The following is a 13,366-nucleotide window of genomic DNA, read 5'->3' on the forward strand; positions in this document are numbered from 1 at the left end:
AGCGCGGGTCCGACGGTGCCGGGGGAGCACATTTGCCCGTGGGGAGCGTACGGACTGCATGGCCGAGACATCGACGGTCGGGCCCGGTGGATGGGGACGCGAGCGCGTGCTGACGGTGGTCGCGGGGGTCCTGCTCGTCAACCTCGTCGGCGCCGCGCCGGCGGTGCTGTCCGGGCCGGGGTCGCCGTGGTTTCGGGCACTCGCGAAGCCGACGATCTACCCGCCGCCGTGGCTGTTCGGCGTCGTCTGGACGGGTCTGTTCACGCTGATGGGCGTCGCTCTCGCGCTCGTGTGGCTGGCCGACGGGCGCGGCGTCGGTGGGAGTGCGGACGAGAGCGGCTGGACCGCTCGCCGGGTCGCGCTCGCCGCGTTCGCAGGCCAGATGGTCCTCAACGTCGCGTGGACGCCCGCCTTCTTCGCCGCCGAGAACCTGCTCGCCGGGCTCGTCGTCATCGTCGCGCTGTGGCCCGCCGTCGTGGCGACCATCTGGGCCTTCGACCGCGTCGACCGCCGTGCAGCCGCGCTGCTGGTGCCGTATCTCGTCTGGGTAACCTTCGCCGCGGTGTTGAACTACCGGTTCCTCGCGCTGAACTGAGCGGTGAGCGGTGGGTCCGGCACCCCAACTCAGAGCACAGGATCAGCCTTCTGGAGAAGTCGCCGCCATACTCCGCTGAAGACGCTCGATATCCTCGAACGATGTCGGACTGTCGGCGAGGAAATACAGGGCCCCGCCCTCGAGGACACGCCGGTCGTGAATCTCGCTCGGCACCGTCACTCCCGTGACGCCAGCCGGAACGAACGTCAGCCAGTGGACAGGGACCGACTTGCCGGTGTCCGTCCCGGACCACTCGACAGAGGGTGTGGGGTCGCCGGGTCTGGTATCGACGCCGAACCCGACTATCGTATCCGGTGTGGTATGCGCTTCGACCAGGCGGACGACATCGGCGATCTTCGTAGCGTCGACGGCGTCGTCGGACGTGAAATAGACGCCGTCGACCGAGACGACGACCCTGTCGGTCGAGTCGCGTTCGGCGACCGTATCCAGGGGCCTCGACGGGTTCACCTGTACCAGGTAGTGAAACCCGTCGTACTGGAACTGAATCGCGCCCTGACTGTGTTCCAGAACGTAGTCCACGGCTCGAGACGGCGAGATCTGCTCCGGGAGATATTCGGATTCTGCGCCGATATACAGTACGGTATCGAGTTCACCACCTGTGGCGTCGTCTGTGCGTTGCCGTAGCTCGGTGAGCATCGAGCGTAGTTCGCTCGATCCGATCGGTGAGTCGAATCCGAACTCGATCTGGACGCGTTCGATCATCGCTTAGTGGGCGAGGCTGAGTCCCGGCCTACAGTCGAGGGCGTGGAGCGCTACTGGTTATACTCTTTCAGACCGTCGTCGACCCATTCGAGTGTGCCGTCGGTCAGCGTCGCTTCCAGTTTCGTCCCGTCGGTTCGGACGATTCGCAGTCGGTCCGCTCGCGGCGCGTTGCCCTGTTCGCGCTGGTAGTCGACGTACGCTTCGATACGAGCACGCAATTCTGCCGTCTGTACTGCGGCCGCATCGCTCGCTATCTCGAAGACCGTCTCTCTGTTTTCGATGTGCTGAGTGGTGCTTTCGACTATCTCACGTTCCACCCATTCTTTCCGGTAGTCCTCGAGCAACTGCTCCGAGGACGGCCTCCCGGATCGGAGCAACTCTTCGTCGAGCCGAGTCTCGCTCAGACGGTCCGGCGCAGCAGTGCATTCGATGACGTCGAACCTGTCTCGAATCCTCGCAATACCCTCGCGCACTCTCGCACGGTTGATTTGTCTCTTCGATCAGGTCTCGTGCTTGACGACTGGCCGCGCCATCGAGGTCGTCGATCTTCCGGACGACACGGTCCAATTGGTCGAAGGAATCGATCGCGTCGCTATCGGCCGGTCATGCACGCTTCTATCTCCAGTCCACGCCTTTCGACCCGGTCGGACGAAGATTATCGCAAGTGCGGTATTCATCATCACGCGGTATTCAATTCGAAAAATCTCTCGATAATCAGGCCTACTGAACTATCGGGTGTAGCCAGTTTCGGTTACTTCTCCGCTATCCGGATCAACCCGGTACCTGTATCCGTTCCAGTTGGTCACTCGTAAGTTGCCATCCACTGCGGCCAAGCTTTTATACGATCGCTGATCCCTCTCCTCCGGCGGTGATTCAATCTCCCAGACTTTGTTCCCGTCTTTGTCGAATGCAAGCACGTTCGTTGAGTCAGTTTCGTTGGGCAGAACGACCAGCCGAACCACAACCAGATTGCCGATTTCGAGACTCTCTCCGACTTTACTTCGTAATTCGACAGTTGTGTCGTCAATCACCAGCTTGTTATCGTTGAACTCGATCATAAGTCTCGTTGAGGGATCAAAGCACAAGATTCTTTTTTAACCATTGAACAATAGCGAAAGGATAATAGTCAGTCCACGAATGAATCTAGTTCTTCAATCGCTTTCCAGGTTATGCCTTGGGCGTCTGGGTCCAGATCATCTTGTAAGATGTACTGAGTGGCCCTGCCAGGACGAACTTCGTCACTGACATCACTCACCTGGGGACGCGTCGTACTCACTTGGACCCGAATCTGATTATTTTCGACGAATTCGTCGGTCACCGCTACTTTCCCTACGTGATTGTAATCTTGCCAGTCAGATCGGAGTAACGCCAACCGGTCGAGGACCTCTTCGGGAGAATCTGCTGACTCCAACGTTGACCTTCGCGCTACGAACCCACCAGGAAGGTTCTCGTCGGGGTTCGAACTCTCTGGCTTCCGCTCATACACGCGCCAGAACTCGTCCCCTTCGTTTAGTTCTAGCTCGACGACGATAGAGTCGGGGTCGTGCGGCGGGTGTGCGGCGTCCGTTGGATTCGCATCCCGGCCAATCTCGAAGTCGGTGACTGTATGTTCGCTATTGGTATCTACCCGAGCGAGCGCGGTTTCGATATCAACATCGGTGATCTCGCTATCCCCTGCGACATCCACCCACGACTCACGCAAGTCATCATCCGCAAGCAACTCCCGGAACTGCGACCGCTTGCCCGAGTCCAGGTCGGCGTACTTCCGTGTCGCTGCGACGAGGTCGCCCGTCTCGATTGCGTCGCTGTCCAAGAGCTTCTGCAGGGAGCCGTCGTCCACCTCGTCGAGCAACCGAATCCCGTCATCGTCCGTCTCTGCCACCAGTTTCAGCGCACGCCGCTGTTCGGTCTCATCGAGCCCCCGAATTGTCCTGAGTACGTCACCGTTACCCGGTTCGTCCAGTTTCCGCGCGACCGTGGCCGTCTCCGAGGGCGACAGGTCGCCGTCGTCGGACGCCCGCAGCAGTGCCGCGCGCGTCTCGTCGGGCAACTCCGCGTTGAACACGGCGCCGAAGTCCGTCTCGCCGAGTTGGCGCTGCAGGAGCGCAGCCGTCCGGCCGCCGTCTTCGAGGTCTTCAAGCGTGTCGACGAACCGGTCCTGGCCGCCGTCGGTCAGCGCTTCGAGGCCGCTGTCGTCACCGCCGCCACCGCTGCCCCTGAGTCCGCGGTAGTACGCCCGCAGTTGCGACCGCCCGCGTTCGCTCAGGCCGCGCAGAACGCCGCTCGGCGTGTTCCCCAGCCTGCGCGACAGCGACAGCGACCGGCCGAGCGTCAGAGATCGATGAGCGGTGTCCAGAGCGTGCGCAACCGCTCACGTCCGCTTGTGAGATGAGCTGAGACGTATCCTTTGATTCGATAGAAGTGGTGACAAAACGTTCAGCTAACTATCTGTTTTCGTTCTGCAAGAGATACTCCTCGAGCTCACGGTCCGGAACCGCAAACGGGTCTTCCGTCGCGACGACCATCACGTGTCCCGTCTCCAGTCGTTCGACGCGATGTGCCGGTGCGTCCGTGAATCGGTCGATACCGCCGAGTGCGTCGACCGTTTCGGGATTGTAGACGCCTAACCATGGAAGGTTCGAAATGTCATGAGCAACCGGCAGCTCTTGTGGAATGACCCCGCGAGCGAACTCGTTGGTCGACGACTGCGTCCCGAATGCGTGGACGTGTGTTGGTCGCGTCGCACTCGCGAGTTCTGACACCAATCCGACCAGTTCTTCGATAAATCTACGATACTTCGGATCGTCTTTGTCGGTATAATTGACCACCTGACTCTGTGTCGAAATATTGAACGAACCCTCCGTCCACGAATGTCCACCACCGGATTCGAGGTCGAAACTGAGCTTGAATGAGAGATCCTCGTAGTGCAATCTGATGAATCCACGTTTATTCTTCCGTATCTCGTCCGGCATCGACGCTTTCTGGTCGCCCTCGTTCCGCTCTTTGTCGTACAATCCGTGAGCTGTGCAGATTGTAATCACATCATCGACGAGAGTGTCCGAGACGGTCTCGAACAAGAACCGGACCATGTACGGTCCCTCAATCATTCGTGTTACTCACCTCACTCGGCTTTTTGAATACGATTTCGACATCCTGCGGAAGACTATCCGCAACGTCATCAGAGACCTCATCCGAGTTTCTGATTTGATCAAACACTGACCCGGAGTTCGATTCAACGTCGTCCGCCATCTCTCTGAGACTATCCCATCCGGGTTCACCGCTCGCTCTGAGTTCAGCTTTCGCACCGTCACTCAGTTCGATGTCAGACTCTGTCCGAGTCACGACAACTATCTTTTTCTCGCCAGAGGCCGCAAGCGTTCGTAATTTGTTTCGCAGGCTAATTACATCGTTTGCAACGACGTCAGTCGCGCCCGGATATGGAGCGGCGCCGGGCCCGACGTTCGTCTTCGACTCATACGCAACGCCTCCATCGACATCCACGTCGATGTCGGTATCGCTCGTCTCCACTTCTTTCAGTTCGAACCCGAACTCGTCCTCGAGGATCTCTCGGTTGGACTTGTCAGAGTCGATGGCGCTGAGATCCGGCAGGTCGCCGTCGCCGATGTCCCGCTCCATCTCGATGGTATCGGGGTCGACGCCGTCGTCGAGAAGGTTCTCGACGGTCTCGGTCTCGCCGTCGAGTCCTTTGATATTCTGGACGCCACCTTTCCGCTCGTTGATCGCCTTGCCGAGCCCGTCGATATCTTGTTCTTCGAGCTCTCGAAGCCGCTCCAGCAGGTCGTCGGGGCTCGTGAACTCCGAATCGTCGCCGATCGTCTTCCGATACTCGATGAGGCTCTGTTCCAACTGTTTTGCGTCGGATACGTCCAGTCCGTCGAGTTTCCCCGCCAGTTCGTACGTGACCTCGAACTCGGGGTCACACGGACTGTTACAGACGTCGCGGTCGAACAACTCGCGCCACGTCCGGTCGGAATTCCCGCGGCGGAACTGCGCCAGCGTCCGCCCCGTGATCGTCTCGTCGTTCAGCGCTTCCCGGAACTCAGCGCGACCGCCGTCGGTCAGCGCCTCCAGCCCCGTGTCACTGCCGCCACGAGTCCCGCGAATCCCGCGGTAGTACGCCCGCAGTTGCGACTGGCCCCGGTCGCTCAGGCCGCGCAACACGTCGCTCGGCGTGTCCCCGAGCCGTCGCGACAGCGACTGCAGAGATTGTGTCCTGAAAAACAGAGAGAACTACTCGTTACGCTTCCTCGAATCCGTCGTCGACCCAGTCGAGAGTGTCGTCAGTCAGCGTCGCCTCCAGTTGCGTGCCGTCGGTCCGAACCACACGAAGTCGATCCGCCTGTGGGGGTTTGCCCTGCTGGCGCTGATGGTCGACGTACGCTTCGATGCGTTTGCGCAACTCTTCGGGCTGTACTCGCGGTGCGTCGCTCGTCACCTCGAATACTGCCTCACCGCCCTCGTGGTATTGCGTAGCTGTCTCTACCAGCTCGGACTCGACCCAGTCGATACGATACTCCCTGATCAGCTCGTCGGCTGGCGGCCCGTCATATTCGAATACCGCGGTAGCGTCCGGATCTGCATACGATTTCATGTCCGAAACAGTGAAATTACAATCAACGATCGGAAGCGAATTTTCGAGTGTTCGAAGGATTTCGTGCAATCGCGCTCTGTTTATCTGTCCGATCATCGAATCATCGAACCAGAGATCCGTGTCCGTGCCGATGGAGAGCGTGTATACAGACTCCCCGCCCTGCAGTTCAACCGGGCTGTATTTCGGTCCGCGATGGAGGATGCTACACGACATCGGGGAGTACTTCGGTTCCGTCGCCGCAGTGCTTGACCGATACCGATCGGATCTCTCTCCGTCAATCGCGAATACACCGTCTCGGAAGAACAGTTCAACGCTGGTTTGTTCCGAGACGATGTCGCTTGCGTATAGTACGCACGATTCGTCTGGTTGCAACTGAGACAATCGCTCGGCGACATCGTCGCCAGTGAGGGCGCTCTGAGAACGGATGGTGATCGGTGACTCCGGGTGTTGTTTACCGGCGGTCAAAGCGTCCTCCAAACTAGCTGATTCAGGAACTTGTAACACACCGAGCCTGATCTCTTTGAGTTCGACATATGGGTATATCGCAGACCGTAGACGTTCCAATACGTCGATCGTCCGCTCTTCCGATTCCGGCACTGACGTTATCTCTGAGTCGACGTAGAACTGCCAGTTGGCCGTTCCTCCGTCGTCCGTGACGTAATCGAGATTCCGGTGCATTTCGTTCATTCGTATTCAGACAGGTCTATCGAAACCGTGCCACCGTCTTCGGTTTTGACTCGAAGCCGACTGAAGCTGATTTCATCGACAGACGGGAGACCCAAGTTTTCTTCGACCGTGTCGAGAACTATCTGCTCCAATTCGTCGGTAGAAGCGACATCGTATCTATCTAGATCGACAGTGATTTCTCCGACATTATTCCCGTCCGACGCCTCGGAACCGATTTCGAGGAACTTCCGGTTAACCGAACTCTTGCCCTGAGTCGTCGTGAACACGTTATCGAGGAGGTTCTGCCGTAGGTTACTTCCGCTCAGTCGCTTGTATTCGACGTAATCGGCATTACTGTCGTCGTACCCGATCTTGGCGTCGACATCTTTGTTCGTGGTGGTGAACTGTGGTTCGACGACGATCTCGTCAACGGTTCGGCCGTCCGGAATAAACGTAGAGGTGCCGCTGACGTACGCCCGGGTTCTATCGGCTTCGTTCGCTAAATTCAGGAACGAATCTCCATTTGGGCTCGTTTCATCGACCAACGCTCTGTAATTCTCGACATCGACATTTCCGTCTCGGTCGGCAGTGACGATCTCGTCGAGATCGGATAGGTACGCTTTCACGTCGTCGGTCTCGACACGGGTATCACCGAGTGCGCCAGCGATGTCCGCTCGCCAGAGTTCCCATCCTTCGAACGTCCGGCCGTTGATTCCAGCCCAGTCACCGCGGTCTTCGAGCCTGAGCAGCCGTTCCAGGCTGTCATCGTCGAGGTCCCTGACTATCCGCACACCCGAGTCACCGGCGTCGGTGACCAACTGCAGCGCTCGCCGCTGTTCAGTGTCGTCGAGCGACCGGATCGTCGATATCACGTCTGCGTTCCCAGGTTCGTCCAATTTGCGTGCGGCTTTCGCGGTATCGGGTGCGGTCAGGTCTCCGTCTTCGTACGCTCGTAGTAGCGTCTCCCGCGTCTCGTCGGGGATATCCGCGTTGAATATCGTACCGAAGTCCTCATCGTCGAGCCGACGCTGCAGCGTCGCAGCCGTCCGGCCACCGTCTTCGAGGTCTTCGAGCGTGTCGACGAACCGGTCCTGGCCGCCGTCGGTCAGCGGTTCCAATCCAGTGTCGTCCCCGCCGCTACCGCCGCCGCGGAGCCCTCGATAGTACTCGCGCAACTGCGCCCGTCCGCGCTCGCTCAATCCACGGAGAATACCGCTCGGCGTGTCCCCGAGCCGTCGCGACAGCGACCACGTCTGGCCGACCGTTCTGGTCTTCGACAGTGTCTTCCGAATCGTGGTCGAGGCGTCCACGTCGACCTTCGAGGCGACGCGGCGAGTGACTCTCGATCCCGCGAGTGCGGCCGGGCCGGTGACGTACTTCGCCCGCGTCGACCGGTAGTACTTTACCGCGGACGTCACGCGGCTCTTCTTCGCCAGTTGCTGCACCTTGTCTATCTTCTTGACCTGTCCAGTGGTCGCCGACTGGGCGACCTCGAAGACGACCAGCCCGGCGTAGTACCCCTTCCGGAAGTCCTCGTACAGCTCCTGATTCGCGACCTCGCCGCCCCGGTAGTATGGGTTCGCGGTCCGTTGCTGGCGCTGGTAGCTCTGGACCAGCAGCCCGGGCACGTCTTCGAGGTTCTTCGCTAGCTTCTCGTACTTCGAGAGGTCGGTGACCTCGTTGAACGTCTGCTGCGGCTGGGTGACGACCTTCTGGACCGTCCCGGTGAGTTGACCAGTTCCGCTGGAGATCCCGGTCGCCGTCCCCAGTGTGAGGGCTTGAGATGTCGAGAGACTGTCGAGCGAACCGCTCTGCTTGACCGCCTCGACGAGGCCGTTCGAGCGGGCCGCGGCGAGGGTCGTCCGGCTGTTGCCGTACTCGTCGGTCGCGCGGACCTTCAGTTTCGTCGTCGCCAGTCCCTCCTGGATCGTCCCGAGGAATCGGGCGTCGATGTCGCGGTCGAAGTAGTTCGGGTCGTCTACCTCGTACTCCCGGCCGTCGATGATGATCGTCGCCGAGGCGACGCCGCTGGGGTCGCTGGTGGACCCCCTGACGGCGTAGAACGAGATCAGACGACCCTCGTCGTTCCACGGATTCGGAATCTTGGGAGTGCGCGTGACGTATTCCGCCCGCTCGACGTCGATCTCCGGCGGCGTGATGTCGAACAGCGTCGGGTCGTAGCCCTCGTCGACTTCGTCGCCGTCGTCGGTCCCGTCGGTGTCGGTGTCTCTCGACTGCGGGTCCGTCCCGAGTTCGGCTTCCCGCCCGTCGTCGAGTTCGTCGAAGTCGGTGTTATCTATCAGCGGGTTCGAGGTGACCGACCGTTCGGTGACGTACTGTCCGGGGTCGCCGCCGTCGGTTCCGACGGCGTTGCTGAACGCGACCGCGTCGTCGTGGGTGTCGAGGACGCTGATCGTCCAGCCGTTACGTTCCCGGGAGTCGATCAGCCCGTCGTCGTCGGAGTCCGCCTCGTCGGGTTCCGACCGCATCGCGGTGACCTCGACGTCGACGACGGTTTCGCCATCGCTCTGGGAGATCGTGTAGTCGAGGTCGATCTCCTCGCTGTCGGTCAGCCCGTCGCCGTCGGTGTCGGCCGACTGCGGGTCCAGGTCGATCCGCTCGCCGGTATCGGGGCCCGCCGCCACCCTGATCGGGGCGTTCTCGACGACGTCCGGGATGCCGTCGCCGTCGCTGTCGACGATCGTCCGTTCGTCGACCTCTTCGCCGATGCGGCCGAAGATCTCGGGAAGTTCAGCGGCCGTCTCGACATGATAGTAGTCGCCGCCGGTCGCTTCGGCGATGGCCTGCAGTTCGTCTTCGTCGGGCCCGCTCCCGATGGCGACGGTACTGATCGTGATGTTCTGCTTGGCCGCTTCTCTCGCCTCTCCGACTGAGTCGGGCCCCTCATTCGTCTCACCGTCCGAGAGGAGGATGGCTTCGTTCGGCGTGTCCGGGTCACCGTCCTCTTCGAACGTCTCGACAGCGTTCCGAATGCCGCCGCCCGTGTTCGTCACTCCACCGGCCTCGAGCGCTTCGATGCTCCTGTTTACCGCATTGAAGTCAGAGGTGAGTCGCTGTTCGATCTCGGCCGAGCTGGCGAAGCCGACCAGGCCAGCGCGGTCGTTCGCGCGGAGAGCGCCGACGAAGCTCGTCGCGGCGTCCTTGGCCTGCCTGAGCTCATACCCGCGCATGCTTCCGCTCCGGTCAATGATGAACGTCAGATCGACCGGCGTTACTCCCGACTGTTGCTCTTCTTCCTCGCCGATAGTTCGCTCGTAGCTGACGACATCCTGCCAGTTCGCGACGTTGAACACCGCGAAGTACGAGAACGAATCAACGGTCGCAGTGGCCGTTCCGTTCGCCAGGTCGACGGTGCTGTTCACCCGCTTCCAGGTCCCGTTGAATCCGGGTTCCCAGGTGTAGACGGCGTAGTTGCTTGCGTTGGTCGCCCCGGCAGCGTCGAACGGGACGTCGATCGTCGCGTTCTCGAACTCGCCGCCGGACCCGATTCGCACCATCGACGACTCGCGGAACTCCTGGGTCGCGTTCGGTTCGACCGTCTCGATGGTCGTCGCGCTGGCGTTCTCCGGCGAAGTCCGGACGGTGACGTTGACGCCGGACTCGTCGTCGCTCGCGGTGAACGAGTACGTCCCGTTCTCGCCCGTCGCGTCCGCACTTGTGGGGTCCGTTCCGAACCGCATCTCCTTGCCGTCGGGCACGCCGTCACCGTCGGTGTCGGGGTCGAGCGGATCGGTCCCGTTCGCGAGCTCGTGGTCGTCCCTGAGGCCGTCGAAGTCCGTGTCGTTGAGCCGCGGGTGCGTGCCGAGCGCCTGCTCGCGGCTGTTGTTCAGGCCGTCGGCGTCGAGCTGTTCCGCGGGGTCGGGGACCCCGTCGCCGTCGGTGTCGTTCACAACCGGACTCGTCCCGCTCTTGCGGACCTCGAACCCGTCCCGGAGTCCGTCCCCGTCGGCGTCGGGGTCGAACGGGGCAGGGTCGAAGACCGTCGGGAGCCCGTCGTCGTCGAAGTCCTCGGCGCCGTCGAGAGTCCCGTCGTTCGCCTCGTCGGCCGCTGTCCGGTTGGAGTCGCTGTCGGGGTCGAGCGGGTCGGTGCCGACGACGCGCCGTTCGTAGGTTCCCGGAAGCCCGTCGCTGTCGAGCAACAGCGTCGCGGTATCGGTCTGGACCGACACATCCGCCGCGAACGAGGTGCGCCGGACCGAGGGGAGTCCCGACCGTGACTCCGCGCCGTCGGTCCCCGTCCCGGTGTCGAGCGCGGCAGTACATCCGTCGGCGCCGTGGACGGTCACGCTCGCCGTCGAGGCGCGTCGCCCCCCCTCGCAGGCGAGATTCCCGTTCACGCGGAGGGTTGCGTCGCCTGCGAGTCGGACGTCCGTGGTGTCGGCCGAACCAGTGACGCGAAGCCGGCTCCCGCGTGCGACCGAGAGGGTATCGACCGGCCCACTTCCAGCGGCGAGATTGCTGTTCACCCGGACGTTCCCGACCGAGATGGCTCCATGGTCCGCCCGTAGCGCGCCGTTGAATCGCGTATCGCTCGCGACGACCGTCGCCACGTCGGTGTTCCCGTTGACGGTCGCACCGCAGGCCACGAGAACACTGCTACCGTTCCCGCCGGCGACGTTCCCGTTGACCCGGGCTTCGAGGAACACCGCTTCACCGTCGTCCACGGACAGGTCGCCGTTCACCGTGTCGTCGACAACCCGGGTCCGGTTCGCGGTCGCGGCCTCCGACAGGGACGCGACGGTCCCGTTCGTGAGCGCGGCGCTGCCGATACCACACTCGGCGAGCTGTCGCCCGGCGGGGTCGGGAACGTCGGGCGCGCGCTCGCCGGTATCGTCGGCCGGCGTCCCGCTCGGCCCCCCGGCGGGGTCGGGAACGTCGGGCGCGCGCTCGCCGGTATCGTCGGCCGGCGTCCCGCTCGGCCCGCCTGTCTCTCCGCCCGCGCCGTCGCTCCCACCGGCGTTCGAACTGCAACTGTCACGTCCGGCGACTTCGACCGTCGCGGAGTCCGCCACGACCGCCGTGTCGCAGTCCAGATTTCCGTCGACTTCGAGAGCCGCCCCGTCGCGGGCGCCGAAGTGGGCTAACGATGCGGTACTGACCCGGAGCGCGCTCCGGTCGGCCAGGGTCAGGTTCGCACCGCCGCCGTCGCCGCCGCGAAGGTTCCCGTTGAGCGTCACGTCGCCGAACCCGGCGACCGAGTCGGCGGTCACCAGCCCGTTGACCGTGGTGTCTTCCAGGACGGTCGTGGAGACGCGCAGGTTCCCGTTGATCCGGGCACCGCAGGCGACCAGCGTTCCCTCGCCGGAGCCGTCGCGGACACCGCCATTGACCGCCCCTCGGAGGAAGACTGCCTCCCCGTCGTCCACTTCGAGGTTCCCGTTGACGGGTCCGTCGACGACACGAACACGGTCGGCGTCGGCCGCGGCCGTCAGCGTCTCGACCGTCGACCGGGAGACCGACTCGGCGGCGAGACCGCAGCGGTCGAGCTGTCGGCGAACGGACAGCGGCACGATCTCCGGCGGGGAGACGCTGTCCGTCGCCGCGAGCGTGACGTTGACCGGCGGACTCGGGCTGGTGCCGTTGTCCCCGGCGCCAGTACCTCCCGACCGGTCAGCGACCACCTCGATCGAGACGTTCGTCCCCGGCGTCGCGACCGTCCCCGTCGCGTTCGCTCGCGGCGCGAGCGTCGCCGTCGGCGTCCCGGTGCCGTCGGTGTTCGAGACGGTGAGCCGAAGCCGTGAGACCAGCGGCGACACCCCCTCGGCAGTCCCGGACCGGCTTCCGACGGCGAACGTCCGGACCGCCGTTCCGTTGACGAACACCGTCAGGTTCTCCAGGCTCTGTGGCTGCGCGTCGCGGATCGTCGCCCGGGCCACCGGGATCCCGTCGCGGTCCGTGCCGTTCACGCGGACGATCTGGCGCCCCGGGAGCGGGTCGGACCGGTTCCGGAGAACCACCTGCGGCGTCGTGGCGACGTCGAGCTGGTTCAGCGCGACCTGTGCCTCCCGCCAGGCGCTCGCGAACTCGTCTATCGCGCGCATCCGCCGGTCGAAGGCGGCCGCGCCCGTGGCGTCGATCCCCGTCGCGGTCGACCGGGCGCGCGCCAGCGCCGTCTCGGCGTCGTCGATGCGTTGCTCGATCGCCCGGCGCTCGTCCGGCTCGAGCCGGTCGGACAGCTCGCGGAACGCGTCGCGAGCATCACGGACGGCGACCCCCGCCGATTCGTTGTCGGCGGCGACGATCAGCGCGGCCGCGCGGGAGGCGTTCCGAGCGCCGTCGCTCCCGGCGAACGCCGAGAGTTCGTCGACTGCGGTCCTGTCGTCGGCGAACAGGGGCAGGTTCGTCACCCGCGAGACCCCGTCCCCGCTCGGGTCCCGTCGGCCACCCAGGTAGTAGCCGGACTGGTCGTCAAGCAGGTCGACCGCTGTCTCCCTCGCAGTTTCCCGCCGTGTCGATTCCCCCGGTAGTCGCCCGACGAGAGACTCCGCACGCACCTTGTCTTCCAGTGCGTTCCCACTCGTCTCGACGGTCACGCCGCCAGCCGGCGCGTTACCCGCGGCACCGCCCGACTCTTCATCGTTGCCGGCCGCACTGGCGCTCAGACCAGCGGCCGCCGGCGCGATGGTCGATACGACGATCACCCACACCAGGACGACGGCCGTCAGCGGCCGCCGCGTCGAACGTTCGCGCAAGATGTTCGGTAGTCAATCCGTTCGTATAATGTCGTTATTCTATCGGCTATATTATCC

At 63.1% G+C, this 13,366-nt stretch carries 9 protein-coding genes; 1 reads left to right on the forward strand and 8 read right to left on the reverse strand.

All coding sequences use genetic code 11. The annotated features are described in order from the left end of the window. Nucleotides 1-58: 58 nt before the first annotated feature. Nucleotides 59-595 (forward strand): TspO/MBR family protein, encoded by a 537-nt coding sequence (locus HZS54_RS04195; protein ID WP_179920705.1) that lies wholly within the window; start codon nucleotides 59-61, stop codon nucleotides 593-595. 42 nt (nucleotides 596-637) lie between these two features. Here HZS54_RS04195 and HZS54_RS04200 read toward each other — a convergent pair whose 3' ends face one another. The 8 genes from HZS54_RS04200 to HZS54_RS04235 all read right to left on the reverse strand — a co-directional run bounded on the left by HZS54_RS04200 (nucleotide 638) and on the right by HZS54_RS04235 (nucleotide 13,309). Further along, nucleotides 638-1,318: a hypothetical protein gene (locus HZS54_RS04200; protein WP_179920706.1), complete on the reverse strand. Its 681-nt coding sequence runs from the start codon at nucleotides 1,316-1,318 to the stop codon at nucleotides 638-640. Nucleotides 1,319-1,368: 50 nt separating this feature from the next. After that, a complete protein-coding gene (locus HZS54_RS04205; RefSeq protein WP_179920707.1) occupies nucleotides 1,369-1,791 on the reverse strand; it encodes a hypothetical protein in 423 nt (140 codons plus the stop codon). Between the two features lie 255 nt (nucleotides 1,792-2,046). Then, a complete protein-coding gene (locus tag HZS54_RS04210; protein WP_179920708.1) occupies nucleotides 2,047-2,376 on the reverse strand; it encodes a DUF7957 family protein in 330 nt (109 codons plus the stop codon). Between the two features lie 68 nt (nucleotides 2,377-2,444). Then, the gene (locus HZS54_RS04215) at nucleotides 2,445-3,383 is read right to left on the reverse strand and encodes a hypothetical protein (RefSeq protein WP_179920709.1); all 939 of its coding nucleotides are present in this window, start codon (nucleotides 3,381-3,383) and stop codon (nucleotides 2,445-2,447) included. Between the two features lie 379 nt (nucleotides 3,384-3,762). Beyond that, the gene (locus HZS54_RS04220; RefSeq protein ID WP_179920710.1) at nucleotides 3,763-4,425 is read right to left on the reverse strand and encodes a hypothetical protein; all 663 of its coding nucleotides are present in this window, start codon (nucleotides 4,423-4,425) and stop codon (nucleotides 3,763-3,765) included. Continuing rightward, entirely contained in the window at nucleotides 4,418-5,497 is a 1,080-nt protein-coding gene (locus HZS54_RS04225; protein ID WP_179920711.1) for a hypothetical protein, read from the reverse strand. Before HZS54_RS04225 ends, HZS54_RS04220 begins: the two co-directional genes overlap by 8 nt. Before the next feature lie 79 nt (nucleotides 5,498-5,576). Continuing rightward, nucleotides 5,577-6,617, reverse strand: a complete 1,041-nt coding sequence (locus HZS54_RS04230; protein ID WP_179920712.1) for a hypothetical protein — start codon at nucleotides 6,615-6,617, stop codon at nucleotides 5,577-5,579. Further along, nucleotides 6,614-13,309, reverse strand: a complete 6,696-nt coding sequence (locus HZS54_RS04235) for a VWA domain-containing protein (RefSeq protein WP_179920713.1) — start codon at nucleotides 13,307-13,309, stop codon at nucleotides 6,614-6,616. Before HZS54_RS04235 ends, HZS54_RS04230 begins: the two co-directional genes overlap by 4 nt. Nucleotides 13,310-13,366: the final 57 nt, after the last annotated feature.

Source organism: Halosimplex pelagicum (assembly GCF_013415905.1).
Lineage (GTDB): Archaea > Halobacteriota > Halobacteria > Halobacteriales > Haloarculaceae > Halosimplex > Halosimplex pelagicum.

What these genes read in the sequence shown, in the direction of transcription:
- HZS54_RS04195 (WP_179920705.1), top strand. Translation starts at nt 59, where the DNA reads ATGGCCGAGACATCGACGGTCGGGCCCGGTGGATGGGGACGCGAGCGC.
- HZS54_RS04200 (WP_179920706.1), bottom strand. Translation starts at nt 1,318, where the DNA reads ATGATCGAACGCGTCCAGATCGAGTTCGGATTCGACTCACCGATCGGA.
- HZS54_RS04210 (WP_179920708.1), bottom strand. Translation starts at nt 2,376, where the DNA reads ATGATCGAGTTCAACGATAACAAGCTGGTGATTGACGACACAACTGTC.
- HZS54_RS04220 (WP_179920710.1), bottom strand. Translation starts at nt 4,425, where the DNA reads ATGATTGAGGGACCGTACATGGTCCGGTTCTTGTTCGAGACCGTCTCG.
- HZS54_RS04230 (WP_179920712.1), bottom strand. Translation starts at nt 6,617, where the DNA reads ATGAACGAAATGCACCGGAATCTCGATTACGTCACGGACGACGGAGGA.